Here is a 23,970-nt window from a genome sequence, read left to right as displayed (position 1 = left end):
TTATTCGCTCTCTGGTTCTGCTATTTTCTGTGCAACACGTAAAACAGAGCTGCGTGCTCGCGTATTCTCATTAATTTCTTCCGCACTTGGTTTTAGTGCTTTAGCGAGAGATTTAAGCGTTTTGCCATGTTGCATCTGTGCTTCTGTTAAGGGTAAACCGGGGGGGTACTCTCGCCCTTTCTCCTGTTTACGTATAAAACGTTTAACTATTCTGTCTTCTAAAGAATGGAAACTGATCACCGATAACTGTCCACCAATAGCTAATATCTCCAGTGCGCCATCAAGTACTTTATGAATCTCTTCCAATTCACTATTAACATAAATCCGGATAGCCTGGAAACTGCGGGTTGCAGGATGTTTTTTCTTTTCTCTTTTAGGACAGAGACGTTCAATTAATTGAGCCAATTGCAGCGTGCGTAAAAAGGGTGTTTCCGTGCGATCCGCAACGATAGCGCGGGCAATACGGAAGGCAAACTTTTCCTCTCCAAAGGTTTTTAATACCCATCCAATGTCATCAACATCCGCTTTTGCCAACCACTGTGCTGCACTTATACCCGAGGTAGGATCCATGCGCATATCCAACGGGCCATCACGCATAAAACTAAAACCACGATCAGCATCATCAATTTGCGGAGAAGAAACACCCAGATCTAATAACACACCATCTATTTGCCCTGCGAGCCCCAACTCTTTTATATATTCCGCTAACCCGGAGAATGGACCATGGATAATAGTAAAACGAGGATCTTCTTTCATCAGCGCTTCGCCGGTCTCAATCGCACGTGGATCACGATCGATTGCTATTAATCTTCCCTGTGCCCCTAACTGGCCAAGAATATGCCGAGAATGCCCTCCACGTCCAAAGGTACCATCTACATATATACCGTCTGTTTTTAAACCTAAGCCGTTAACCGCTTCATCCAATAATACTGTTGTATGTTTTGCCATTAAAGTGAAAACTCCCTTAACCCTGAACTTAATTCTATTCCTGTCGGCAACCCATCCTCTAAATCATTTTTTATCTGTTGATTCCACATATCTTCGTCCCACAATTCAAATTTATTTAATTGCCCCACCAGCATCACTTTTTTTTGTAGTTTTGCATGTTGTCTAAGGGTTGGTGCGATTAAAGCTCGCCCACTTTTATCTAATTCGCTTTCTGTTGCATATCCCAAAATAAGACGCTGTAAACGACGCTCTTGTGGGTTAGTACTCGATAAAGCACGTAATTTTGTTTCAATCAATAGCCATTCATTAAGCGGATAGATAAGTAAACAAGGCGACTGGATATCGATAGTACAGACAAATTGACCTTGACAAGTATCCCCCAACCAATCTCGATATCGAGTTGGAATAGCGATTCTTCCTTTTGTATCAAGATTAATTGCATTCGCGCCACGCAACATGATTATCTAAAATCCATCTTTTTATTGTAATGAAAACGAGCTAATTTAGAGAAAAAGATCCACTTTTGTGCACTTTCCCCCACATTTGATCAGAAGTCTAATAAACTATGCCATTTTTGCAAGGAAAGGATCTAATTATTTAACGGTATAGTTGGCAGCAGTCACAATAAATGGGGCTAATTAAATCAATCGGTGTGAATATAAAAAGGTCAAATGATCATCAAGACTATCCCGGCAGAGATTGGTCGTGGTATACTATGTGACTGATTAAATTTTTAACTCAATTATTAAAGGAATTCCCTTTGCAAGACGCACAATTAAAAAAATTTGTATTACAACATCTTGAAGATTTCAAAGCGAAAGATATTACTGTAATCGATGTTTCTGCCACCTCAGATGTAACTGATACTATGATTATCTGTACGGGTAATTCTAAGCGTCATGTTCGTTCTGTCGCAGAACAAACCGCACTGGCAGCCAAGAATGCAGGTGAATCCCCGTTAGGTATCGAGGGCTTAGAGGGCAGTGAGTGGGTATTACTGGACTTGGGTAATGTTGTTGTCCACGTTATGCAGGATGAAACAAGACAGTTTTATCAACTTGAAAAACTTTGGGAACAGTCTGCTTAATGAAAATTCAGTTAATCGCAGTCGGCACAAAGATGCCCGACTGGGTTGAAAAAGGATACCAAGAATATGCGCGACGCTTTCCAAAAGAGATGCAACTTGAATTGCTGGAAATCAATGCTGGGAAGCGTGGTAAAAATGCGGATATAAAACGGATATTGAAAAAAGAGGGGGAATTGACCCTTGCAGCAATCCCCAAAGGTAATAAAATTGTCACACTGGAAGTGACGGGACAAGCATGGACAACTGAACAGCTTGCCGATGAGATGGGCAAATGGCAGTTAGATGCAAGAAATATTAGTTTATTAATCGGTGGACCTGAAGGGCTTGCGCCTGAATGCATTACAAAGTCTGAACAACGCTGGTCACTTTCAGCGTTAACCTTGCCCCATCCTTTAGTACGAGTTATCGTCGCCGAAAGTTTATATCGCGCTTTTACTTTAACAATTAACCACCCATACCATAGAGAATAATACGACGTGGTTAAAAAACGCATTCCCATAAGGAATCATTCCGCAGAATCCGCACTCTTTATGCGCCGTACTCTGGTAATTTTTATTGCGATAGTCATTGCAATAGGGGTATTAATTAGCAACCTCTATTACCTGCAAATAACCTCCTTTGAAAAATATCAAACACGTTCAAATGACAACCGTATAAGTGTACAAACGATCTCGCCAAACAGAGGCCTTATTTATGATCGTAATGGCATCATTATTGCCGAGAACCGGCCAGTTTATAATCTGCAGGTGATCGTTAATAAGACAGAAAATTTAGATGAAAATATCCTTGAATTACAAAAATTATTAGCGTTAACGGATCAAGAAATCAAAAATTTTAACGAACAAAACCGTTATGCAAGATCCTTCAAAGCTATCATCATTCGCCAACAATTAAGCGAAAAAGAGGTCGCTCTTTTTAGCGTTAATCAACATAGATTTAAAGGCTTTTCGATTCAAGCGAATCTTAAACGTTTTTATCCTTTTGCTGATACCTTCACGCATGCTTTGGGTTATATCGCCAAAATTAATAGCGCTGACCTGCGACGAATTGAAAAGCGGGGCGAAAGCGCACGTTATCGGGCAACGGAATATATCGGTAAACTGGGCATCGAAAAATATTATGAAGATTTATTACATGGGGAGCCTGGCCAACGTCAAGTTGAAGTAGACAGTTGGGGAAAAGTAATACGTACTCTGAGCTTTACCCCGCCTATCCCGGGAAAAGACATTATATTAAACCTTGATGTCAAACTGCAATTAAAAGCACAACAATTATTGGGTGAAAATCGCGGTAGCGTGGTTATACTGGATGCGAACACAGGTGGCGTTTTAAGTTTAGTCTCCAGTCCAAGTTATGATCCTAACCTTTTTGTGCAAGGCATAAGTCAGCGGGAATATCAGGCACTCCTGCAATCAAAAGACCGTCCGCTGATTAACCGGGCCACTCAGGGACGCTATCCGCCAGCCTCAACCATTAAACCACAAATGGCTTTGCTCGCGTTAGATGCCAGTGTTATAACCGAACAAACAGAAATATTCGATCCTGGTTGGTGGATTGTCCCCAATTCTAAACGCCGCTTTCGTGATTGGAAGCAATGGGGCCATGGTACAGTTGATGTTCACAAGGCCATAGAACAAAGCTGTGATACCTTTTTTTATCAAACCGCCTATAAAACGGGTATTGACCGCATGAGTCCTTTTATGAAAAAGTTTGGTTTTGGCAATTATAGTGGTCTTGATATAGGGGAAGAAACAAAAGCAATCATGCCTTCTCGTGAATGGAAAAAAGCAAGATTTAACGAGCAATGGTACGACGGTGATACAATATCGGTGGGTATCGGGCAAGGTTACTGGACGGTTACACCGATTCAACTAACCAAAGCCACGGCAATCTTAGCCCGGAAAGGTAAGGTAATAGAGCCACATATGCTGCAGTCCATTATTTCAGGGGAGAGTACTTTTACCCCCACACGCGAAGCGCAAAAACCGATCCAGCTAAAGGATGATCATTACTGGGAAGTCGCCTTAGATGCTATGTATGCCGTTACTAATAAAAAAGCCGGTACTGCTGATAAAGCATTTGTCGGCACCTCCTATTCCGTAGCCGGTAAATCGGGTACGGCACAGGTTGTTAATATCAAAGAAAATGAATCCTATGATGCCGATAGCATGAAAGAGCGTCATCGGGATAATGCAATGTTTGTAGCATTTGCGCCCTTTAAAGAGCCTGAAATTGTCGCCAGTGTTGTTCTGGAGAATGCCGGGGGTGGTAGCAGTCACGCAGCCCCGATTGTCCGTTCTTTGTTTGATGAATATTTTAAAAATACGTCACCCTCTCCTGCTACTCAATCGTTAGGCTTATAATAATGCTCAGCACGCAAGCTCAAAAGAGCATTTTTTATCGTTTGCACATAGATCCGCTGCTACTAATAGGATTATTTTCTTTAATGGGGTTAAGCCTAACCATATTATATTCTGTTGCTGGTTATGAGATGTTAATCAGGCAAGTCATTCGTTTAGCCATTGCCCTTGCCGTCATGTTTGTAATAGCGCAAATTCCCCCTGAAATTTACCAACGCTGGACACCGGCTATTTTTGTTATTATTATATTACTGCTAATCGCAGTGCTGGTCATTGGTCATACAGGCAAAGGCGCGCAACGCTGGTTAGACCTGGGTTTTACAAAATTTCAACCGTCTGAAATAATGAAACTGATTATGCCATTTATGGTCGCTTATTATATAAGCGAATACAATTTACCACCACGTTTAAAACAGATTTTTGTATCCTTGTTAATTGTCCTTGTCCCGACCCTCTTAATAGCAGTACAACCAGATTTAGGCACTGCTATATTAGTCGCGTCATCGGGTGTTTTTGCACTTTTCCTTTCAGGGATTTCATGGTTGTATCTTTCAATAGCCGCGACCGCTTTGATCGCATTTGTCCCCGTCCTGTGGTTTTATTTAATGCATGATTATCAGCGAAGTCGTGTATTAACTCTGTTTAATCCTGAATCTGATCCGCTTGGCGCGGGGTATCATATTATCCAGTCCAAAATAGCGATCGGTTCAGGTGGCCTCTCGGGTAAAGGTTGGTTACAAGGAACACAATCTCAGCTTGAATTTTTACCTGAACGCCACACTGATTTTATTTTTTCTGTTTTTTCAGAAGAGTTTGGTTTTATCGGTATCTTAATGTTGTTAACCATTTATCTGTTTATTATTGCGCGTGGTTTATGGATAGCAAACAAAGCCCAAGATGCTTTCACAAAATTAGTTGCAGGCAGTATTACCCTTACTTTTTTTGTTTATGTTTTTGTAAATATTGGCATGGTGAGTGGGTTATTACCCGTAGTAGGCGTCCCCTTGCCGTTAATAAGTTATGGAGGCACCTCAATTGTTACTTTAATAGCCGGTTTCGGGGTGTTAATGTCTATTAATACCCATAAACGTTTTAATACAAACTGATAAAAAATGCGCAAATTTAAAATATCACTCATATTTCTGCTGACTATGATGCTTATTGGATGCAGCTCTCAGGATACTGCCGACGGCCGTTATCAAATAGAGAATGATCACCGTCCGGATAACCCTCCCCCATTGGGTCATGTTGAAGATGTTAATCCTCGTTATGAACCTTATTCTCTGGGTGGCAATAAAGATTATACTGTGCGTGGTATTGATTACAGGGTGCTGACAGGTATTACCAAGCTGAGCGAAAGAGGCATAGCCTCGTGGTATGGTAATAAATTTCATGGCCACTTAACCTCAAATGGTGAACGTTATGACATGTTTGCAATGACCGCAGCCCATAAAAACTTACCTTTACCCAGTTATGTTAGGGTAATAAATTTGGAAAATAACAAACGGATCGTTGTGCGGGTCAATGACCGAGGACCCTTTCACGAAGGACGAATTATTGATCTGTCATACGCTGCGGCCTATAAACTCGATATTTTAAAAACGGGTACGGCAAAAGTTGAAATTCAACTTCTCCATTTCCCTGTACAGGAAGATTTGAGCAATCAGTTTAACGGCGATTATTACATTCAGTACTTAGTCACTTATTCCGCAGACAAAGCTAATGATTTAGGTAAAAAATACAGGGCTGAATATCAAGTAAAAAGTTTATTTATCGAAGAAGATGAACTTTACAAATTACGTTTAGGACCCTTTAATAGTCAGTTAAGAGCAGAAAAAATATTGGCTGAAATAAAAAATGGTTACCCGCAGGCATTTATTGTGCATAAGAAATAATGTTTAAATAAAATAAGCCTATTCGAAAATAGGCTTATTTTTTATACCCAAACTATTATTGCCCGGCTATTTTCATTTTGTTAATTAAAATAGAGCCTGTTTTAAGGCTGCTGCGCGGATCAATATCATTGCCGATCGCTTCAATCCCCATAAACATCTCTTTTAAATTTCCCGCAATGGTAATTTCATGTACAGGACAAACAATCACCCCATTCTCAATCCAAAAACCGCTCGCTCCGCGAGAATAATCTCCACTCACCAAATTCACACCTTGCCCCATTAATTCGGTAACAAACAACCCAGTGCCCATTTCTTTAAATAATCCGGGCAAATCTAAATCACCTGTTTTAACATGCCAGTTATGAATGCCTCCGGCATGGCCTGTACTTTCCATTTTCATTTTGCGAGAAGCATAGCCGGGTAATAAATAGGTCTGCAGTACGCCACTTTCAACAATATTTCGCTGAATCGTTTTGCACCCTTCCTGGTCATAGGGCGCACTGGCTAGACCTTTCATAATATGCGGGTGCTCCGAAATTTGCATCCATTCAGGAAATATTTTCGTCCCTAAACTATCCAGTAAAAAACTTGATTTTTTATACAAACTCATCCCACTGATAGCACCAACGAGATGCCCAAATAAGCCGGTAGCAACTTCTGGGGCAAAAATAACCGCGCTTTCTTGGGTTTTTATTTTAGTTGCACCTAAACGATCTAAAGTACGCTTTGCAGCATCTTCTGCCACCCATTTTGCGCTCAATAGGTCATTAACGTCCCGCCCGCTAGTGTAACTGTAATTTCGTTGCATTTCCTGTTGCTGCTTTGCAATTAACACACAACTTAAACTATGACGACTGGTTGCATAACTGTGCAGGAAACCATTGGTATTACCATATACTTTGAGACTTGAATGACTGTTAAATGCGGCCCCATCGGAGTTCACAATACGCGAGTCACTGGATAATGCGATCTCCTCACACTCTTTGGCAACTGCCAAAAACTCTTCTGTCGTATAGTTGCAGGGATGATAAAGATCTAAATCAAGTGGATTTTTTTCTAAAAATTCAGGATCCAATAAACCGGAGAACGGGTCTTTACTGGTAAACTTGGCAATATCTACCGCAGCTTTAACGCTTGAGTGAATGGCTTCTAAACTTAAATCAGCCGTTGATGCACTTCCCTTACATTGGTTTACATACACGCTAATTCCCATCGCACCATCATGATTAAACTCAATATTTTCGACCTCTCCCAAGCGTGTATTAACAGAAATACCCGTCGCCTTTCCGAGTGCAACTTCAGCCTGATTAACCCCAAGCTGCTGAGCAAATGTTAATGCCTCATTAACCGCATTTTCGAGTTGTTGTTTCTGTTCAATCATTATTAATACACCACTTAGAATAAAATAAAATTTGATCGTGAAAAGTATCCGAATCAGTTAAAAAACAAATTCCTGGTTAATAAGAATACGCCATAAAAATCAGCTAACAAGCTTTTGCCAATAACCCTTCCCGGCAACAATATCATGTTATTAGCCACTTTATGACGCGCACTTATCATGCTGAAAAATCACCTCTTGGCACAGTGAATACTGCATTTTAGAATCGTTCGCGTATAATAGAATAACATGCTTTAAAGCAAGCTTCTTGTGATGATGTTATCATGTAAGTAATTATTCCATTTAACTGTGATAGAAAATAAATTTATGAATAAAAAAGTTGTAGAAGTTGTTGAGGATGAAATCAGTAAATCGCAAATTAAACGTGATGCTGAAGCCCTGAAATTGGTTGGTCGTGAACTAGTTGCATTAAATAAAAAACAACTTGCTCAGATACCCGCAAGTGAATCACTTTTTCATGCTATTTCTGTTGCCCATAAAATTAGCGGCAAGCACGAAGCACTGCGCCGTCAAATACAATATATAGGTAAAGTACTCAGAACCGAAGACATTGACGTGATTCAAACTGCCCTTGATAAATTGAACAATAAACATCAGCAGTTAACCCATGCGACACAAAACTTAGAATTGTTGAGGGATCAGTTAATCGAGCTTGGGGATAATAAAGTAGAGCAGTTATTAGTAGAATATCCGCAGCTTGATCGTCAAAAATTGCGTCAACTTGTGCGTCAGGCAAATAAGGAAAAAAAATTAGAAAAACCCGCCAAGGCTGCCAAGGATTTATTTACTTACCTAAAACCTATTTGTTTATAACTTTCGGCCCATCAAAAAAAAGAGAAATGCTCAACTCATTTCTCTTTTTAGATTTACAACTCTTCCGCCATGCGAGTACTGCTTCAATATCGTGTTATTAAACCAATTATTCACTCATCTGACATATCCAGCAATAGAGATGAAATGGCAGATAGAGCCCGATAAAACAAACAGGTGCCAGATGCCATGAGCATGGGTTAATTTATTCAGCGTGTCCAAAATATAAAAAAGAATACCTGCCGTATAAGCTATTCCCCCAACGGTCAGCCAAATCATCCCTGCAGCGGGGATAGCGGCCTGAAATTGTGAATAATTAAACAGGCAAATCCAGCCCATTAACAAATAAATTGACACTTGTAACCATTCAATACGTTTGCTAACCAACATATCGACGAGTAAACCAATAATAGCTAATCCCCATACTATTATCAGCATCAGCAGACCGTTATTATTTTCTAATGAGACCAGCATGTAAGGTGTATAGGTGCCTGCGATTAACAGGTAAATTGAGATGTGATCGAGCTTCTGGAATATTTTTTTAAGTTTCGGAGAGTGCAAGCTGTGATACAAAGTAGACATAGAATAAAGCAGCACAAGGGTAAAGCCAAAAATAGTAAAACTGACCAATATTCGCCAATTATTCTCTTGCATAGCCAGTGTTAATAATACACCAAAACCAATGAGGGCTAAAACCGCCCCCACCAGATGCGTGATGCTATTGAGTCTCTCACCGTAATACATAACACGGCTGATAAAATAATATAACGATAGACAACCTAATAACAATCCACATAAAAATCCAATCAATTTTTTGCGTTAACATTAACCCTAACTTAATTATTTTAAATCCCTAAAATAACCAGCCTAAGCCTAGCGCTTCACACTAGACCAGTTTACTTTGCAGAAAATTTGTTTAATTAGTCCCGCCAACAGTTAGTTGATCAACTTTCACTGAGGGTTGTCCCACGCCCACAGGCAAACTCTGCCCCTCTTTACCGCATACACCGACACCTGAATCCAGCGCCATATTATTGGCGACCATAGAGATTTGTTGCATCGTATCAAAACCGTTACCAATCAGGGTAGCACCTTTAATCGGTGTAGTGATTTTACCATTTTCAATCAGGTAAGCCTCGGAAGCGGAGAACACAAATTTTCCCGAGGTGATGTCAACCTGACCTCCACCAAAGTTAGGTGCATAAATACCTTTTTTAACACTTTCAATTAATTCTTCATGAGCATAAGTGCCATTAAGCATAAAAGTGTTGGTCATACGCGGCATTGGCAAATGGGCATAGGATTCTCGGCGGCCGTTGCCGGTAGGTGCAACCCCCATCAATCGAGCATTCATTTTATCCTGCATATAACCTTTTAAAACACCTTTTTCGATTAACACATTACGTTGAGTTTTAGTGCCTTCATCATCGATATTAAGAGAGCCGCGACGATCTCCAAGGGTACCGTCATCAATGATAGTACACTGCTCTGACGCGACTTTGTCACCAATGCGTCCCGCGTAAGCCGATGAACCTTTACGATTAAAGTCACCTTCTAAACCATGTCCTACTGCTTCATGTAATAACACACCCGGCCAGCCTGCACCAACAATAACAGGCATTGAGCCTGCGGGCGCGTCGATAGCCTCAATATTAGTCAAAGCTTGATGAACGGCTGCACGCGCATAACCGAACACAACTTCTTCTCCTTCGCTGCTATCAATAAAATAGTCCAAATCAAAACGTCCACCGCCACCTGCACTGCCACGCTCTCGTTTACCCTTTTTTTCAATCAACACCGAGCAACCAAAACGAACTAACGGGCGAATATCAGTGGCTAAGGTACCGTCGGTCGCGGCCACCAGAATTTCTTCATAAACAGCATTTAGAGAGACAGTGACATCGGTGACCGAAGGCTCTAAGGCGCGGGTAAACTGATCAACCTGCTTTAAGAGCGCAATTTTTTTCTCTCTCGATAAACTTATCAGAGGATCGGATTCACCATAAATTAACTTCGAAGGGGTTGGCAGAATAAGTTTTAGCTGTTTTTCCTGACCACTTTTAACAATACTTTTAGCCGCATCAGCGGCCTCTTTAATTGCTTTTAACGAAATTTGATCAGAATAGGCAAAACCTGTTTTTTCTCCTGAAACCGCACGGATGCCAACACCTTTCTCAATGTTATAACTGCCATCTTTGACAATCCCATCTTCCAACAACCACGATTCGTGTCGACTTGACTGAAAATAAAAGTCGGCATAATCAATTTGATTGCTATTAAGAGCTGCAAGCTGAGATTCTAAATCACTAATTTGTAATTGTGCAGGGGCTAAAAATCGTTCGCATACTTTATCGAAGGACATGAATATTTCCTTTAAACTTTTAAAAGCTGGTTAAGGTTGTAAAACGGTTATGCTCAAGTATCGGCATAGCTTGACGAATTTTTTCTATCTGTGATTTTTCAAAGAGGTGGTGAATACTGCCTTCACCCTCTGCTAATTGTTCAAGTACTTCACCCCAGGGTGAAATAATCATGGAATGACCATAGGTTTCATGGCTGCTCTGATTCGCAGCAATAATATAACACTGATTTTCTATTGCCCTGGCTTGTAATAAAGGTAACCAGTGCGCCTGTCCTGTTGTTTGTGTAAAGGCGGCGGGCACTAATAAAATATCCGCTCCCTGTTTGCGTAATGTTTGAAATAAACCCGGGAAACGTAAATCGTAACAGATAGTTAATCCAACTTTGACTGAATAAGCGCCACAGTCCCAGTTAAACAACTTCACTTCTTGCCCGGGAACAAAGGTATCTGACTCTTTATAAATTCCTTTGTGGTCCGCAACCTGTGCGTCAAAAAGATGCATTTTATGGTAGTGACTGATGAGTTCACCCAAAGGCGAAAACACCAAACAAGTTGTAAATATTTTATCCGTTATGGTACTTTTAATCGGGAAACTGCCACAGATTAAATAACATTGGTAATGCTTTGCAAGGGCGCTCAACAGTGACTGATAATAACCCTTTCCCAAATTTTCGGATAAAGCTAAATAATGGTCTTTGTCTGCAATACAGAGAGCATTCTCAGGCAATAGCACCAATTGCCCTGGAATAGGAGACAATGCCGCTAACAAGACCCTTAAACGCGCTAAATTCTCACTAGGAAGACTCAAACTGTGCATTTGTATTGCTGATAGACTAAAACTCATTGTCAGTTTCCTTTCATAGTATACAGATCATGATCCTCAATAATACTGCAGACGTTAACATCTGCACGGCTAATGAGTAAAAACAGGTGCAGAAATAAACTCAAACCACGCTAAAATAGAGAGCCGAGATCCTACCATGAGCATTAACTCTTGGCATTTTTTTGCTTGAGTTCTTCTATTGCATGAAGCACTTCAGTGTTTTGCAGTGTTACTTTACCTTTTTTTCTGTTGATAAGTTTGATTTCAGGTGAATTCAACGGACCTTTAACCGTAAAATCAACTCGAATAATCGTCTCTACAACAGGTTCTAAAATTTTAGCCAACATAAAAACGGCAGCTCCGGTCAAGGGACTTATCACAAATGCAGTTAAAACGGGTAAACTTGAGGTGATTGCAGGGCTGTAACTAATCTGATAATTAGTATCATTATTTGGCAAGTCGATAAGCCCCTTACCTGATATTTTCCCGGCAGAGCCATTTAAATAAAAATCATCATTTTTAACAATACCATCGGTAATACTACCTGAAAAGTTTGCTTGATCAAAATTCAAACCTTTTGAAAATACATTGTTAAATTCATTGTTTAGTGTGCGGCGAATCCCATCAAGACTAAATAAACTTAATAAACGCGCACCGTTATCATTAACCTCAGTGATAGCACCATCGGTTAATTTGGCAGAAAAAGTACCCTTCAAAGAATCTAAATTAAAAGACCAGGGTGCGCCAATCCAATTTAAAGCCCCGCTTAATTCAGCTTTAGAATAGATCATCGGGCTGCTATAACCTAGCCTTTTTACAATATCGTTGACCTCGTTACCGACACTTTTAACAATCAGGTTAGTTTTATATTGATCCCAAACGCCTGATATCTCGGTAAATTCTTTCTCATTCCCAATTTTAATGTAATTAATATTAAGATTTTTTTTGTTAGGAAAAATATGCAGGCGCATTGGCGATAAATTTATATCGCCATAAATACACTCTAAGCAATCAACCAAAATTTCGGGGTAATCCTTCAATAAATTACGATCTTGTGCTTGATTATTTGAGTCCAATCCTTGATCTGCATTGATATTTGATAAATCCAGCGAGTGGAAATTCAACTTTTTAATATCAAAATCGAGCCGCATAGGTTCTCCATTGCGCAACTCCACTGCTGTTTGTAAATTATCAGAGTCAACGGCCATATCCCACTTTTTATGATCGTTGACAGCGCGTACTTTTAAATTATTTAAGGGTTGTGAAAATAAATCAGCATGTTGAATGCTGACGTTAATTTCATCCAACTTAATCCTTTGACTGCTTTTTCCTTGTGTCTTAAGCTTGCCCCTCCACTTGTCAAACAACACCCATTTTTGATACCAACTGGCGATATTAAGGTTATCCAGATTAACATTAATAACCTGCTTGGTTTTATCAATTTCAGAGACATTATCCGTCCCTATATTAAGCACAAAATAGGGAATATTATTGTGTTTTTCTCGATAGTCAACGATTCCACTAAACCACAAGGTGTTTTTTATTTTTGCCTCAATAGTGCTGCTGTTTTGGTCACCTGAAACAACGATATCTGTCGGCCAGGATTGCAACGCATTTTTTTCAAAGGGATAAGGAAGCGCGATATCCACTCCCCGTGTTGCAGAATTAAAGGCAACATTATATTGATAACCACTCGCCAGAAAATTATCAAAGTTTATCGCGGCAGCCCAATCTAATTGTCCTGATATTTTTAGCGGATTCAGAATGGTTTGTGCATCTGTTAATCCCATCAAATCCCAATTTCCTGACAAATCGGCGTTCACTTGATATCTGTCTTGTTGTGCTTCACTGTTAAAAGAAATCTGTATTGGTTGTTCAAATAATTGGCCCTGAAGGTTATTTGCCATCAAGTTGCCATTGATAAAACTAAACTCTCCCCGCACGTTTTTTAAAGGCAGGATCAGATCTTCAGCTAACTTAATATTAACATTATTTTTTGCCAGCTGAATGGTGCCCAAGGTTTTGCTCTTCTGCGTTTTTTGATTAAAAGGGATGGTTAACGTTAGTGCACCGGTTAATTTTTTTTCGACTTCAATAACCGAGAGTGCTTTACCCACACTTTCCTTAAGAGGAGAAGCTTTTAAATAGTCACTTATTTTTTGTGCGTCTTCAGTGATTTCTGCGTTAACAGTTAAAATGCCATTGGGATTTAAATGATCAATGCTCGCCGTCAATTTTTTAACCTCCACCTCCTGCAAAGAGGCGCTATGCGCATTCATAGTCAGTCCATCATTCTCAAAGAGAATATCTAAATCGAGATTGGTGAGTCCTTGCCAGTCGCCATAAAAATCGTATTCGGATCCTCGTAATGGTACCCAAGCCTGGAAAATGCCGTTATTCTGACCGTAGGGATATTGATTTAATGCACCGTACCATAATATTTTCGCCCCCTTTACCTGTCCTTTTTTTAGGGTTGGCTGCAGGTAATTAAAGACTTTATTACCCAGCGCTTTAACGGGTAAATAATATTGTGCTTTACTGGCATCATTGAGATCTGCATAGCTATACAAACTTAAAAAAGGACTTTGATTTTTCTGGTCTTGATTGGGGAAAAAAAGTGAAAACGCAGTAGTGCTATTAAGATCGCGCGTATTTAATACCGTATGCTCACTAAACACTTTAAATCCAGTAGGCATTTGTAACCATTGTAAATCAAGTTGCGCACTTTCAAGCGGCATTTCTCGGCTAAATTGCCCATCAAAAGTGAGACTCTGTTTAGGTAAGGTAATATTTAACTTACCTTTTGAAAGATCACCAATAACGTCAATCTGAGCATCACTTATTCCGGGCATGGCACCTTGAGGTTCGCTCTTAAATTGGCTTAGATGGGCAGAAAACTGCAGCTTATCCGCACTGTTTTTAAACAGTGAAAAATCATCGAGTCGTGCGTTAAGGTCAAAAGCTGACAAGGAATTTATTGTTTTTGCTTGTAAATCAGAACGTAATAAATATAAAGGCATTAAATCTTTTATGTTTACCCCATCAAGTGCAAAATAAGCACTCGCTGCCGTACCGTGCCCTTGAACATTAAGACCTTGCATTTTTTTTTGGTTTGACTCTATATCAAGATTGTAACTGTCTAATAACCACGCGTCATTAGTGTTTGTAAATTGCACCAATCCACTGTTTATCTTCCATAGATAATCTTGCCCCAATTGTGACCAATGCAATTGGGTGTTATTTAATTGCAATTGCAGCTTTTGCAGTCTATTAGAGGAAAATTCAGCCCAAGCTTTAAAACCTAATACCGCATCAAATAGTTGCGCATTAGGATTTACTTGTGCAGTTAAATAATGACTAATATTGAAGTTATCGGCTGCAACATAAAGATGACCAGCCAAAGGCTCATTTTGTCCAACTAAATCCACCACAAAATTCAGAGAGTTATCGGCAAGGCCGTTGAGCATTGAAGCATAACCTCTCCCCTGGTGACGCCCTTCTTCGTTTATCCAATTTAACTTTTCTATCACAACCGTTTTATTGCGTTGCAGGGGATCTGTAAAATGAAGCTGGCTATCTTTTATTGAAAACTTACTCAGTTGCACTAATAAAATTTTCTGCAATGCCGCCGTAGTGACAGAGGAGCTTTCAGATTTAGCATTATTTTTCCCGGTTGGTTTAATTGTAATATCTGCACCCTGCGCAGATATTCGGTTAAACACTAAGGTTTGTTCGCTGAGGCTCTGCCAAAAATTAAGGTAAATAAACAAATGATCAAGTTTAAACTGATAAGGCAGATCAACAGAATCGACCAATTCAATCCCGCTGACATTTAAAATAAGTCCTGAGAAGTCAATACCGGCAGAGATATCTTCAAAGGTTAAATTAACATTATATTCGGAGCTTAACCATTGCATTGCATAGATTTTATAGTCGTCAATTCTGACAAATATAATGCGTGATAAGGTTAATAAAAAAGCTAAAATAAACAGCTTAACTGCAATTAATGCATATATCCGTTTAAGCCATTTTAAAGAGCAGAATTTCAATTTACCGACTCAATATGAAAGAAAATAAAGCCTAGATCAGCACTTCGAATACCTGAATTTTTAAAGGTCATATATCTTCCTATCACATCATTACAACATCAAACTGTTCTTGACCATAGAGAGGCTCAGCATTAATTTTAACCGGTTTTTCCATAAATAAAACTAATTCAGCCAGGTTATGAGATTCATCCCCCGTTAATGCCTCAGCCACTTTAGGTGACGTATAAACAACAAAACGATCAGCATCATAGGCGCGATTCACGCGTAATATTTCACGCAGAACTTCATAACAAACGGTTTCTACTGTTTTAATATAACCGCGTCCACTACACTGCTCACAAACACCACAGAAAATATGCTCTAAACTTTCCTGCGTGCGTTTGCGTGTCATTTCAATTAAACCTAAGGGAGAAAAATCATTGATATTGGTTTTAACACGATCTTTTGACAATGCTTGTTCTAAACTGTTAAATACTCTGCGTTTATGTTCAACTGACTGCATGTCGATGAAATCAATAATAATAATACCGCCTAAATTGCGTAAACGTAATTGCCTGGCAATAGCCTGTGTCGCTTCAATATTGGTATTAAATATCGTCTCTTCAAGATTTCTATGGCCAACAAATGCACCGGTATTAATATCAACAGTGGTCATCGCTTCGGTCTGATCAATAATCAAATATCCACCTGATTTAAGTTCCACCTTACGCTCTAATGCACGCTGCACTTCATTTTCAACATCGAACAGATCAAAAATAGGGCTTTTACCCCGGTAACATTCGATTTTATCCTCCAGTTCAGGTACAAAATCATGGGTAAACTTCTGAATCAGACTAAAATTTAATCGCGAATCAATACGTACTCTGTCTATTTCCTCACCAACAAAATCTCTCAGTATACGAAATGCGAGTCCTAAGTCACGGTAAAGTAGCCTGTTTTTGCTAGCAGTCCGCTTACGACGCGTCAATACTTTACGCCAAACTCGGAGTAAAAAAGCCGCATCGTTAATCAACTCCTTTTCCGGTGCGCCATCTGCCGCTGTACGGATAATAAAGCCGCCCAGATCATTGACACAGCAGCCTTGGGCGATTACCTTTAAACGTTCACGTTCCTGTGCACTTTCAATACGCTGTGATACACCAACATGGCCTGTTCCAGGCATAAAAACCAAATAGCGTGAAGGCAAGGTTATATCAGTTGTAAGACGGGCTCCCTTAGTGCCGAGCGGATCTTTAACCACCTGCACCATAATATCCTGCCCTGGACGGACAAGTTGTGAGATATCTGCAACTTTAAATTTTGCTTTTTCATTCTTGGCAACACATTCTGTAAAGGGCACAATGTCTGAAGCATGTAAAAATGCCGCCTTTTCCAAGCCAATATCAACAAAAGCGGCTTGCATGCCGGCTAACACTCTGCTGACTTTGCCTTTGTATATATTACCAACAATTCCTTTGGTCGCCTGACGCTCTATATGTAGCTCTTGCAGTACACCACCTTCAACTAACGCAACGCGTGTTTCGGTGGGGGTGATATTCATTAATAATTCAACGGACATTAGACCAATTCCTTTAAAATTTTTTATAAGCTGTATCGCTTAATAATATAAACAATATGAAGCAGCAATTTATACCCAAACTTCTTACTACATCGCCAAGAGGCTTGGGTATAAATACTTATTAACAAGCAATAACCTCATGAGTCATCAATTACTTGTCTTTACTTTTCATTCTCTAACGACAAATTTATTATTTAATTTCCTACTCAGATTCGCGCTGTTATGTCAGTTACAAAGGTCTTGATTTAGCAAGCCTTCCTTGCAAATTGGTGCCATAACAAAAAAATCAAACGGGCAAGTTTACAATCAAAGAAAGCGTTCTCAACAGCATTTATTAATTTCATTTATAAATTTTATCTTAATGATTAACTTCTTCCATAAACTCACGAATCAGTTCTGCTGTTTCAAAAAGCGGCAGCCCAACAACGCCACTATAACTACCTGATATATTGTTAATGAACTTTCCGGCAATTCCTTGAATAGCATAACCAGCAGCCTTACCAACAGGTTCACCGGAGCGCCAGTAATCAGAGATATCCTGCTCACTCAATTTTTTAAAACTCACCTCGGTTTTAACCAGAGTACTTTTTGTATAAACACCTTGTACCAGTGCCACTGCAGTAAAGACTTGATGAACTCGCCCCGACAATAATTGCAGCATCTCCCGGGCATGTTTTTTATCACGTGGTTTTTCTAATATTTTTTGATCAATAACAATAATTGTATCAGCCCCTAAAACGGGTCTCTCTTTATCGCTATTTTTGAAACCTGCTTGCGCTTTTTGTAATGCTAAACGTAAAACATAATCCTGCGCTGATTCACCTGTTTCCGGTTTTTCTTCAATGGCAGCTTTCACTCGATCAAATAAGACTCCAATTTGATTTAGAAGTTCACTACGACGAGGTGAACTCGATGCAAGATAGATAGAAACGTTCATGCTTATACGACCTTAAAACGGCGACGAATAAAACGCAAAAAAAGAAAAAACCAGGGCCAAACCAGCATCGAGGTAAAGACTGACCAGAAATAAGATTGATGTAAAATAATATCTTGTAAGCTTGATGCCATCAAATATAACGCCAGTTTCGACAGTAAAGAATACAAACCGACTAAGAGGGTTGTTTGTACCAGAGTGAAATAACGAAAAAGTTGGTAATTGGTAATGACTATGTAGGCTAAAAATGAAAATAATAAGGCATGCATGCCTAACGTAGAGCCTAATAAAAGGTCAAATACTACCCCTAAAATAAACGCATGCACGATGCTAACCCGATGCGGTAATGCGAGTACCCAATAAAAAATAATAAGGATCATCCAATCGGGACGAAAAGCATTCAGCATGATAGGAAGAGGAACAATAGCACAGACTAAACCTGCAAAATAAGTAAAGTAAATGGCCATATAGTTACTGAACAATGACATTTTTCGATTCCAGCGGTTCGATTTTTTTGTCTGTCTCTAGCGTGTTCAGAGAATCAGGGCTTGTCTTTGAATTATCAGCATTCTCTGTGGCCAGTGCCGCTGATGTTGTTAATCTATCCTTTGATAAATCAGATTCATTATATTGATCCTCATTCCATAACAACAATAAATAACGGCTGCGGTGGAGGGGAGCAACAGGTGTTGCGCTCACATCAGCGTAAGCCGCGCCTTCTTGATAATTAACATGGCTTATTGTCGCAACCGGGTAACCTGCAGGGAAACGCCCCCCCAAACCTGACGTGACCAGTAAATCACCTTCTTTTAAATCGGCATTACTTTGTACAAAAGGCACATTTAGCCTATTCCAATCACCACTACCATGGAGCACGGCAATAAGATCATTACGCTGAACGCGCACCGGAATACCATGGCTTACATCAACAATCAGTAAAACCCGACTGGTTGTACTGCCTACCTGAGAAACTTGTCCAACCACACCATCTTCATTAATAACAGGTTGGCCGACATAAACACCGTTTACCGCGCCTTTATCGATCAATAACTGATGAGAAAAGGGATCTGAGCGTAAACTCATCACTTCGGTTATCATTCTTTTGTTGGTAAAGGTGCGATTTGAGCTGAGCAGCTCACGTAACTGCTTATTTTCATTTTCTAATTGGGTGAGTAATAGGCGGTCAGCTTTGAGATGTAAATTGTCTTTTTCTAACTGTTGATTACGCGCTTTTAACTCATGGCGAGTCATCACACTAGCAGAGATGGCACTGAATAATTTTTCAGGCAGATCAGCAACGTATTGCACAGGGCTGACCAGGGAGTTTAAATAAATACGTGATGATGCAAAGAGATTGAAGTTGCTGTCAGCAACAAATAAAAAAACCGAAAAAACTACCACTATGGATAGTCTTAATAAAAATGAAGGGCCGCGCGTAAAAATTGTTTTCATTGTGACAGATTAATTAGGAAAAAGTTATTACAGCAAGTACATTAAACAATGCCTGCTACTTGGGACTCAGGGTAAATTAGAAGAAGCTAGCTATCAATTGCAACAAACAGGTTATCAATCAATTAATAACTAGGCTATCAAGGCGTTAAATCGATCCGTTAATGAGTCTAACGGTCATGACTCGGCGCGTTATCAGTCTGAGTTAAACAGATCACGACCATAGGTATCAATCATTTCAAGTGCCATACCGCCTCCACGAGCCACACAAGTAAGCGGCTCGTCAGCAACAATCACCGGAATGCCGGATTCCTCAGAAAGCAATCGGTCTAATTCACATAATAATGCCCCGCCTCCGGTTAAAACCATGCCCGTTTCAGCAATATCAGCTGCCAATTCAGGTGGTGTTTTCTCTAGCGCCAGCATAACTGCAGAAACAATCCCACTTAAAGGCTCCTGCAGGGCTTCTAATATTTCATTACTATTAAGTGTAAAGCTGCGGGGAAGGCCTTCGGCAACATTCATTCCGCGTACTTCAATCTCTCTAATCTCGTCGATCGGGTAAGCTATTGCAATGCTGTGTTTAATACGTTCAGCCGTGATTTCGCCAATAGTACAGCCATAGTTACGACGGACATAATTGATGATCGCCTCGTCAAATTTATCACCGCCAATACGTACCGAGGCAGAATAAACCACACCATTTAAAGAGATCACAGCAACTTCCGTCGTGCCTCCGCCAATATCCACAACCATCGAACCTTTTGCTTCGGACACCGGCATACCCGCTCCGATGGCGGCAGCCATTGGCTCATCAATTAAATAAACCTCTCGTGCACCCGCACCCTGTGCAGATTCACGAATAGCACGACGTTCAACTTGGGTTGATCCGCATGGCACACACACTAAAACGCGTGGGCTCGGGCGTAAAAAGCTATTGTTATGTACCTGCTTGATAAAATGTTGAAGCATCTTTTCGGTAATATAAAAATCTGCAATGACACCATCTTTTAGCGGACGAATGGCTTGAATATTACCAGGTGTTTTACCTAACATCTGCTTAGCTTCATAACCCACAGCAGCAACACTTTTACCCGCACCGTTTTTATCTAAACGAATTGCAACAACTGAAGGCTCATTTAAGACTATGCCTTGGTCTTTTACATAAATAAGCGTGTTGGCAGTTCCTAAATCGATCGACAGATCGTTAGAAAACATACCCCGGAACATTTTAAACATGAAATTTTTCCATTAATGGCGAATAAATAAAGTAACGTACTTTACCAATCTAGCCATATTTCATCAAGAAAAGAAAGTAAATAGTACAAGGAATTATCACTTTATTTTAACGATTGAATTTTTTCTACGGCGAAAAGCAACAAACAGGGGTTAGCCCGATTATTTACCCCTATTTATTCAAAATAAGATGAGTGAATTTAGAATAGTTTAATGAGTGGCGATTAAAAATAATAAACTCAAAGTGCTACTTGTCAGTAATACCGTTTAAAAGACCCCCATTAACAAAACACCTAGATGATTTATTTACAAACTGACAGATGCTAACTTTTTAAAATAATCAGAAAAGATTTTTAAGCGACCTTTAGGGTTATTAATAATAACCGGTGTATTACTCAATACCACAAATAAAAAACAGAAAACCCTAAGCTTATCAGCGACAAAAAATAACAACCGATCGTCGAGCAAAAAAAACATAATATCGTCTGCAAAGCGGCCATATTATTAAAGCGATCATACAAATCCTGAAAGTAAAAAGCCCTGTTCATCTCTTTACGCTGCATCCGGTATCACCGAGAAGTACTGGTTTATTAGTCGTTAAGAGACAGCACACTTAACTCTTTCGCTGAACAGGCTTTTGCACCATGACGGCAATAAAAAATTATTATTGGCAATCTCAATACCACTGTCTGATCGGCACACTTTAAAAATCGGCAGAAAAACAGTTTATTAATCAACAGCAGCAATCCTTTTTCGACATTTTCTGTTGGTCTTATAACGGGGAGAACCCGCTTCTGGTTCTGCTCAGCAGCGCTTATATCGATCATTGTCTGATCAGTGATTCATTTGAGGTTATCAGCAAAGATTACCAGCTTGTCCCCGACTCAGATCATAGATTGCTGGTTACTGAGTTTGGGATGTAAGATCAAGGATAATACGCAGGTCTAAAGGTTCGACTCAACTCGATTTCTTCCCTTCTTTTTTGCTCTGTAAAGTGATTTATCTGCTTTAGCAATGAGACTTCTTGTATCATTTTCTTGACTGGGTAAGACAGTAGCCAGACCAATACTCACTGTTAATATTGCTTTGGTGGGTGATTTTTTATTGGGAATGTTAAGAGCTGCGATAAGTGTTATAAGTTTACTGGCAATATGCACAGCCTGAGCGTTTGATGTTTGTGGCATAATGATTGCAAACTCCTCTCCACCGTATCTGCAACAGAGGTCGGCAGGTCTTTGAGCTAAGTCTTTAAGCAGATTGCCAATCATTACCAGACTATTATCACCGGCTTGATGCCCATATGTGTCATTGAGCAACTTAAAATGATCAACATCAATCATGGCAAGTGTAAGTGGTTGTTTTGAACGAGCACAGCGCTTCCACTCATTTTCAAGGGTCTCATCAAAATATCGCCTATTGGCAATACCGGTGAGACCATCAATCTGGGATAAGTGAAGGACTTTTTCCTCGGCTAACTTTCGATTAGTAATATTTTTATGAGAGATGACAAAAAATTGGACTTCCTGATGTATAAAAGGTGTTACCTGCATCATGAAAAATCGTTTTTCATCTGGACTATGACAAGCATATTCAAGGTAAAAATCAGGCTGTTGCCCGATAATGACGGCTCGAATTCCATTTACTGCCGTAACGCCGAAATCAGCGTCTGCCCCAGAAGTATTATCATATCCATTAAGGTAATTTATGCCAATCCATTCAGTCTTTATTTGACAATCATTATCCCGGCCAAACTCAGTCCAGCTGTGATTGACAAATTTTATATCACCGTTCTTATCTATAACAACTATCTGGTCGGTGATCGTATTAAGTACTGATTTAAGAAATTCAATTGAATCTGACATTATTAACGCCCGTAATAGATTTACCTATATTAGCCGCAAAGGGTAAGATTATGAACCGTTTTAGCTCACACTTCTCGCCCCTATTGACACATTGATAAAGAAATCAGAGAAAGTCCTGACACCATTTTTTCCTCTATAGTCGTCACTTCTATTTACTTGTTTATGCTTTCTTTTAATTCCACCTTTAAAAAGATCTATCTGTTCTTAAGAGATTTAAAGTAGCATAACGTACTGTTGCTAAATTCTCAGTAGAATTTTTTGTTTTATCCTGCATGCACCTTCATTTATGGATATATCTAATTACCAATGCCAGTTATTTTCAACAGACCAGTGCTCTCGAGCAGCCGTTAAAAGAGATTTTGCATTAAGCTCTCCTGAGCTAATATAAAATTTAAAGGCTGTCTTTGATACACTGGCTATTACTTAACAGCAGAGTAAATTTATTCGCTAAGGTTGCAAGTTGCTCAGCACTGATAATTTCGATATTATCTGAATCAACTATTTTATTACCTAACATTAACACCGTACGCGGATAACCGCGCCCGCCAAGTTTAATCGTCAGTGCTTTATGTTGTGCTGACAGATATTGATCTTTAATGTTCTGCACATTGAGTTGATAAACAGGCATTCCCTGATCGGAAAGTAACTGTGCAAATGCGGGTAAATTTTCAGCTTGTGCCGTGCAGTCGCTGCACCATAAAGCGACTATATTCAGGATAAAGGCATCACTGCCGCTTAAAAGTTGCTCCGCCTTGGTTATGTCGATGGTTAGGTCAATATTTTTAATCATGTTTACATTCCGTTATTTAAAAAAGTTGATTCTAAAAAGAAAAAACACCAAACCTTATATTTTTTATCTAAAAGGTGTAAAAAGAACACCAATTCAACTGCTGTTGATTTGCTTTTTATAGGCCAGTGTATGTTGGTTTACTTTTTAGTTGCAATGCCAGCCTGACGGCCTGTTAATTTATGACAACCACAGGTGAGACTTCAAGCTTTTTTTACTCTCGCTCGCTTATCAATTTATTTTTACAGGCTTAGAGGCAAAAGTTTTCAAGCAGAGATCACGCTTTGTGTCCGGTGGCTAAGCTGCCACCGTTATTGAGTGTTTTCAAAAACAGTGGCAATGGAATAAAGTGCGAGTGTCGCAACTGATACCAATTCCACTCATTTAAGTGATCTGTTTAGCCACAGGAAA

The 23,970-nt window shown here is 39.6% G+C and carries 20 protein-coding genes and 1 pseudogene; 6 read left to right on the top strand and 15 right to left on the bottom strand.

Translation table 11 applies throughout. The features are described 5' to 3' along the window. Window positions 1–948 carry a 16S rRNA (cytosine(1402)-N(4))-methyltransferase RsmH gene (gene rsmH / locus PING_RS06025; RefSeq protein WP_011769539.1) on the bottom strand — a complete coding sequence of 316 codons (948 nt, stop codon included), beginning with the start codon at window positions 946–948 and terminating at the stop codon, window positions 1–3. Then, window positions 948–1,406, bottom strand: coding sequence for a division/cell wall cluster transcriptional repressor MraZ (gene mraZ / locus PING_RS06020; RefSeq protein ID WP_011769538.1), 459 nt, complete (start codon window positions 1,404–1,406; stop codon window positions 948–950). The genes rsmH and mraZ overlap by 1 nt, the downstream gene beginning before the upstream one ends. Before the next feature lie 302 nt (window positions 1,407–1,708). Here mraZ and rsfS point away from each other — a divergent pair, with 302 nt between their 5' ends. The 5 genes from rsfS to PING_RS05995 are packed head-to-tail and all read left to right on the top strand — an operon-like array spanning window position 1,709 to window position 6,290. Beyond that, on the top strand, window positions 1,709–2,035 hold the full coding sequence (gene rsfS, locus PING_RS06015) for a ribosome silencing factor (protein WP_011769537.1): 327 nt from the start codon (window positions 1,709–1,711) through the stop codon (window positions 2,033–2,035). Then, on the top strand, window positions 2,035–2,505 hold the full coding sequence (rlmH, locus tag PING_RS06010) for a 23S rRNA (pseudouridine(1915)-N(3))-methyltransferase RlmH (protein WP_011769536.1): 471 nt from the start codon (window positions 2,035–2,037) through the stop codon (window positions 2,503–2,505). Before rsfS ends, rlmH begins: the two co-directional genes overlap by 1 nt. A gap of 6 nt (window positions 2,506–2,511) precedes the next feature. Next, on the top strand, window positions 2,512–4,398 hold the full coding sequence (gene mrdA / locus PING_RS06005; RefSeq protein ID WP_011769535.1) for a penicillin-binding protein 2: 1,887 nt from the start codon (window positions 2,512–2,514) through the stop codon (window positions 4,396–4,398). A 2-nt stretch (window positions 4,399–4,400) separates the two neighbouring features. Beyond that, a complete protein-coding gene (gene rodA, locus PING_RS06000) occupies window positions 4,401–5,501 on the top strand; it encodes a rod shape-determining protein RodA (RefSeq protein WP_011769534.1) in 1,101 nt (366 codons plus the stop codon). A 6-nt stretch (window positions 5,502–5,507) separates the two neighbouring features. Further along, complete coding sequence (locus PING_RS05995; protein ID WP_011769533.1) at window positions 5,508–6,290, top strand: septal ring lytic transglycosylase RlpA family protein; 783 nt, start codon at window positions 5,508–5,510, stop codon at window positions 6,288–6,290. A gap of 55 nt (window positions 6,291–6,345) precedes the next feature. On the opposite strand, the gene pmbA is transcribed toward PING_RS05995, so the two are convergent. Further along, the gene (gene pmbA, locus PING_RS05990) at window positions 6,346–7,671 is read right to left on the bottom strand and encodes a metalloprotease PmbA (RefSeq protein ID WP_011769532.1); all 1,326 of its coding nucleotides are present in this window, start codon (window positions 7,669–7,671) and stop codon (window positions 6,346–6,348) included. A 324-nt stretch (window positions 7,672–7,995) separates the two neighbouring features. Between pmbA and yjgA the strand changes: the two genes are divergently transcribed. Next, a complete protein-coding gene (yjgA, locus tag PING_RS05985; protein ID WP_011769531.1) occupies window positions 7,996–8,502 on the top strand; it encodes a ribosome biogenesis factor YjgA in 507 nt (168 codons plus the stop codon). A 114-nt stretch (window positions 8,503–8,616) separates the two neighbouring features. On the opposite strand, the gene trhA is transcribed toward yjgA, so the two are convergent. The 12 genes and pseudogenes from trhA to PING_RS05930 all read right to left on the bottom strand — a co-directional run bounded on the left by trhA (window position 8,617) and on the right by PING_RS05930 (window position 23,562). Continuing rightward, entirely contained in the window at window positions 8,617–9,309 is a 693-nt protein-coding gene (gene trhA, locus PING_RS05980; RefSeq protein ID WP_232279406.1) for a PAQR family membrane homeostasis protein TrhA, read from the bottom strand. Window positions 9,310–9,415: 106 nt separating this feature from the next. Further along, window positions 9,416–10,861, bottom strand: a complete 1,446-nt coding sequence (gene tldD, locus PING_RS05975; protein ID WP_011769529.1) for a metalloprotease TldD — start codon at window positions 10,859–10,861, stop codon at window positions 9,416–9,418. A 19-nt stretch (window positions 10,862–10,880) separates the two neighbouring features. Beyond that, complete coding sequence (locus tag PING_RS05970; RefSeq protein WP_011769528.1) at window positions 10,881–11,705, bottom strand: carbon-nitrogen hydrolase family protein; 825 nt, start codon at window positions 11,703–11,705, stop codon at window positions 10,881–10,883. A 143-nt stretch (window positions 11,706–11,848) separates the two neighbouring features. Continuing rightward, on the bottom strand, window positions 11,849–15,733 hold the full coding sequence (locus PING_RS05965; protein WP_011769527.1) for a YhdP family protein: 3,885 nt from the start codon (window positions 15,731–15,733) through the stop codon (window positions 11,849–11,851). Between the two features lie 82 nt (window positions 15,734–15,815). Further along, a complete protein-coding gene (gene rng, locus PING_RS05960) occupies window positions 15,816–17,291 on the bottom strand; it encodes a ribonuclease G (protein WP_011769526.1) in 1,476 nt (491 codons plus the stop codon). A gap of 358 nt (window positions 17,292–17,649) precedes the next feature. Then, on the bottom strand, window positions 17,650–18,228 hold the full coding sequence (locus PING_RS05955; protein WP_011769525.1) for a Maf family protein: 579 nt from the start codon (window positions 18,226–18,228) through the stop codon (window positions 17,650–17,652). Between the two features lie 2 nt (window positions 18,229–18,230). Then, window positions 18,231–18,713 (bottom strand): rod shape-determining protein MreD, encoded by a 483-nt coding sequence (gene mreD / locus PING_RS05950; RefSeq protein ID WP_049752946.1) that lies wholly within the window; start codon window positions 18,711–18,713, stop codon window positions 18,231–18,233. Then, complete coding sequence (gene mreC / locus PING_RS05945; protein WP_011769523.1) at window positions 18,697–19,677, bottom strand: rod shape-determining protein MreC; 981 nt, start codon at window positions 19,675–19,677, stop codon at window positions 18,697–18,699. Before mreC ends, mreD begins: the two co-directional genes overlap by 17 nt. A 192-nt stretch (window positions 19,678–19,869) precedes the next feature. Next, window positions 19,870–20,913, bottom strand: coding sequence for a rod shape-determining protein (locus tag PING_RS05940; RefSeq protein WP_011769522.1), 1,044 nt, complete (start codon window positions 20,911–20,913; stop codon window positions 19,870–19,872). A gap of 941 nt (window positions 20,914–21,854) precedes the next feature. After that, window positions 21,855–22,772 (bottom strand): sensor domain-containing diguanylate cyclase, encoded by a 918-nt coding sequence (locus PING_RS05935; RefSeq protein WP_011769521.1) that lies wholly within the window; start codon window positions 22,770–22,772, stop codon window positions 21,855–21,857. Window positions 22,773–22,852: 80 nt separating this feature from the next. After that, window positions 22,853–23,171 (bottom strand): annotated as a pseudogene (locus tag PING_RS21290) (ISAs1 family transposase); the annotation flags it as partial. Beyond that, window positions 23,164–23,562: a thioredoxin gene (locus PING_RS05930; RefSeq protein ID WP_011769520.1), complete on the bottom strand. Its 399-nt coding sequence runs from the start codon at window positions 23,560–23,562 to the stop codon at window positions 23,164–23,166. The pseudogene PING_RS21290 and the gene PING_RS05930, both read right to left, overlap by 8 nt. Window positions 23,563–23,970: the final 408 nt, after the last annotated feature.

This window comes from Psychromonas ingrahamii 37 (genome assembly GCF_000015285.1).
GTDB lineage: Bacteria > Pseudomonadota > Gammaproteobacteria > Enterobacterales > Psychromonadaceae > Psychromonas > Psychromonas ingrahamii.
This window is presented reverse-complemented; position numbering and strand designations above follow the sequence as displayed.

Excerpts from the sequence above, each read along its gene's own strand:
- PING_RS05940 (WP_011769522.1), bottom strand. The coding sequence starts at position 20,913 with ATGTTTAAAATGTTCCGGGGTATGTTTTCTAACGATCTGTCGATCGAT.
- mreD (WP_049752946.1), bottom strand. The coding sequence starts at position 18,713 with ATGTCATTGTTCAGTAACTATATGGCCATTTACTTTACTTATTTTGCA.
- yjgA (WP_011769531.1), top strand. The coding sequence starts at position 7,996 with ATGAATAAAAAAGTTGTAGAAGTTGTTGAGGATGAAATCAGTAAATCG.
- mreC (WP_011769523.1), bottom strand. The coding sequence starts at position 19,677 with ATGAAAACAATTTTTACGCGCGGCCCTTCATTTTTATTAAGACTATCC.
- mraZ (WP_011769538.1), bottom strand. The coding sequence starts at position 1,406 with ATGTTGCGTGGCGCGAATGCAATTAATCTTGATACAAAAGGAAGAATC.
- rodA (WP_011769534.1), top strand. The coding sequence starts at position 4,401 with ATGCTCAGCACGCAAGCTCAAAAGAGCATTTTTTATCGTTTGCACATA.
- rlmH (WP_011769536.1), top strand. The coding sequence starts at position 2,035 with ATGAAAATTCAGTTAATCGCAGTCGGCACAAAGATGCCCGACTGGGTT.
- PING_RS05930 (WP_011769520.1), bottom strand. The coding sequence starts at position 23,562 with ATGATTAAAAATATTGACCTAACCATCGACATAACCAAGGCGGAGCAA.
- PING_RS05935 (WP_011769521.1), bottom strand. The coding sequence starts at position 22,772 with ATGTCAGATTCAATTGAATTTCTTAAATCAGTACTTAATACGATCACC.
- tldD (WP_011769529.1), bottom strand. The coding sequence starts at position 10,861 with ATGTCCTTCGATAAAGTATGCGAACGATTTTTAGCCCCTGCACAATTA.
- rng (WP_011769526.1), bottom strand. The coding sequence starts at position 17,291 with ATGTCCGTTGAATTATTAATGAATATCACCCCCACCGAAACACGCGTT.
- pmbA (WP_011769532.1), bottom strand. The coding sequence starts at position 7,671 with ATGATTGAACAGAAACAACAACTCGAAAATGCGGTTAATGAGGCATTA.
- PING_RS05970 (WP_011769528.1), bottom strand. The coding sequence starts at position 11,705 with ATGAGTTTTAGTCTATCAGCAATACAAATGCACAGTTTGAGTCTTCCT.
- PING_RS05955 (WP_011769525.1), bottom strand. The coding sequence starts at position 18,228 with ATGAACGTTTCTATCTATCTTGCATCGAGTTCACCTCGTCGTAGTGAA.
- PING_RS05995 (WP_011769533.1), top strand. The coding sequence starts at position 5,508 with ATGCGCAAATTTAAAATATCACTCATATTTCTGCTGACTATGATGCTT.
- rsmH (WP_011769539.1), bottom strand. The coding sequence starts at position 948 with ATGGCAAAACATACAACAGTATTATTGGATGAAGCGGTTAACGGCTTA.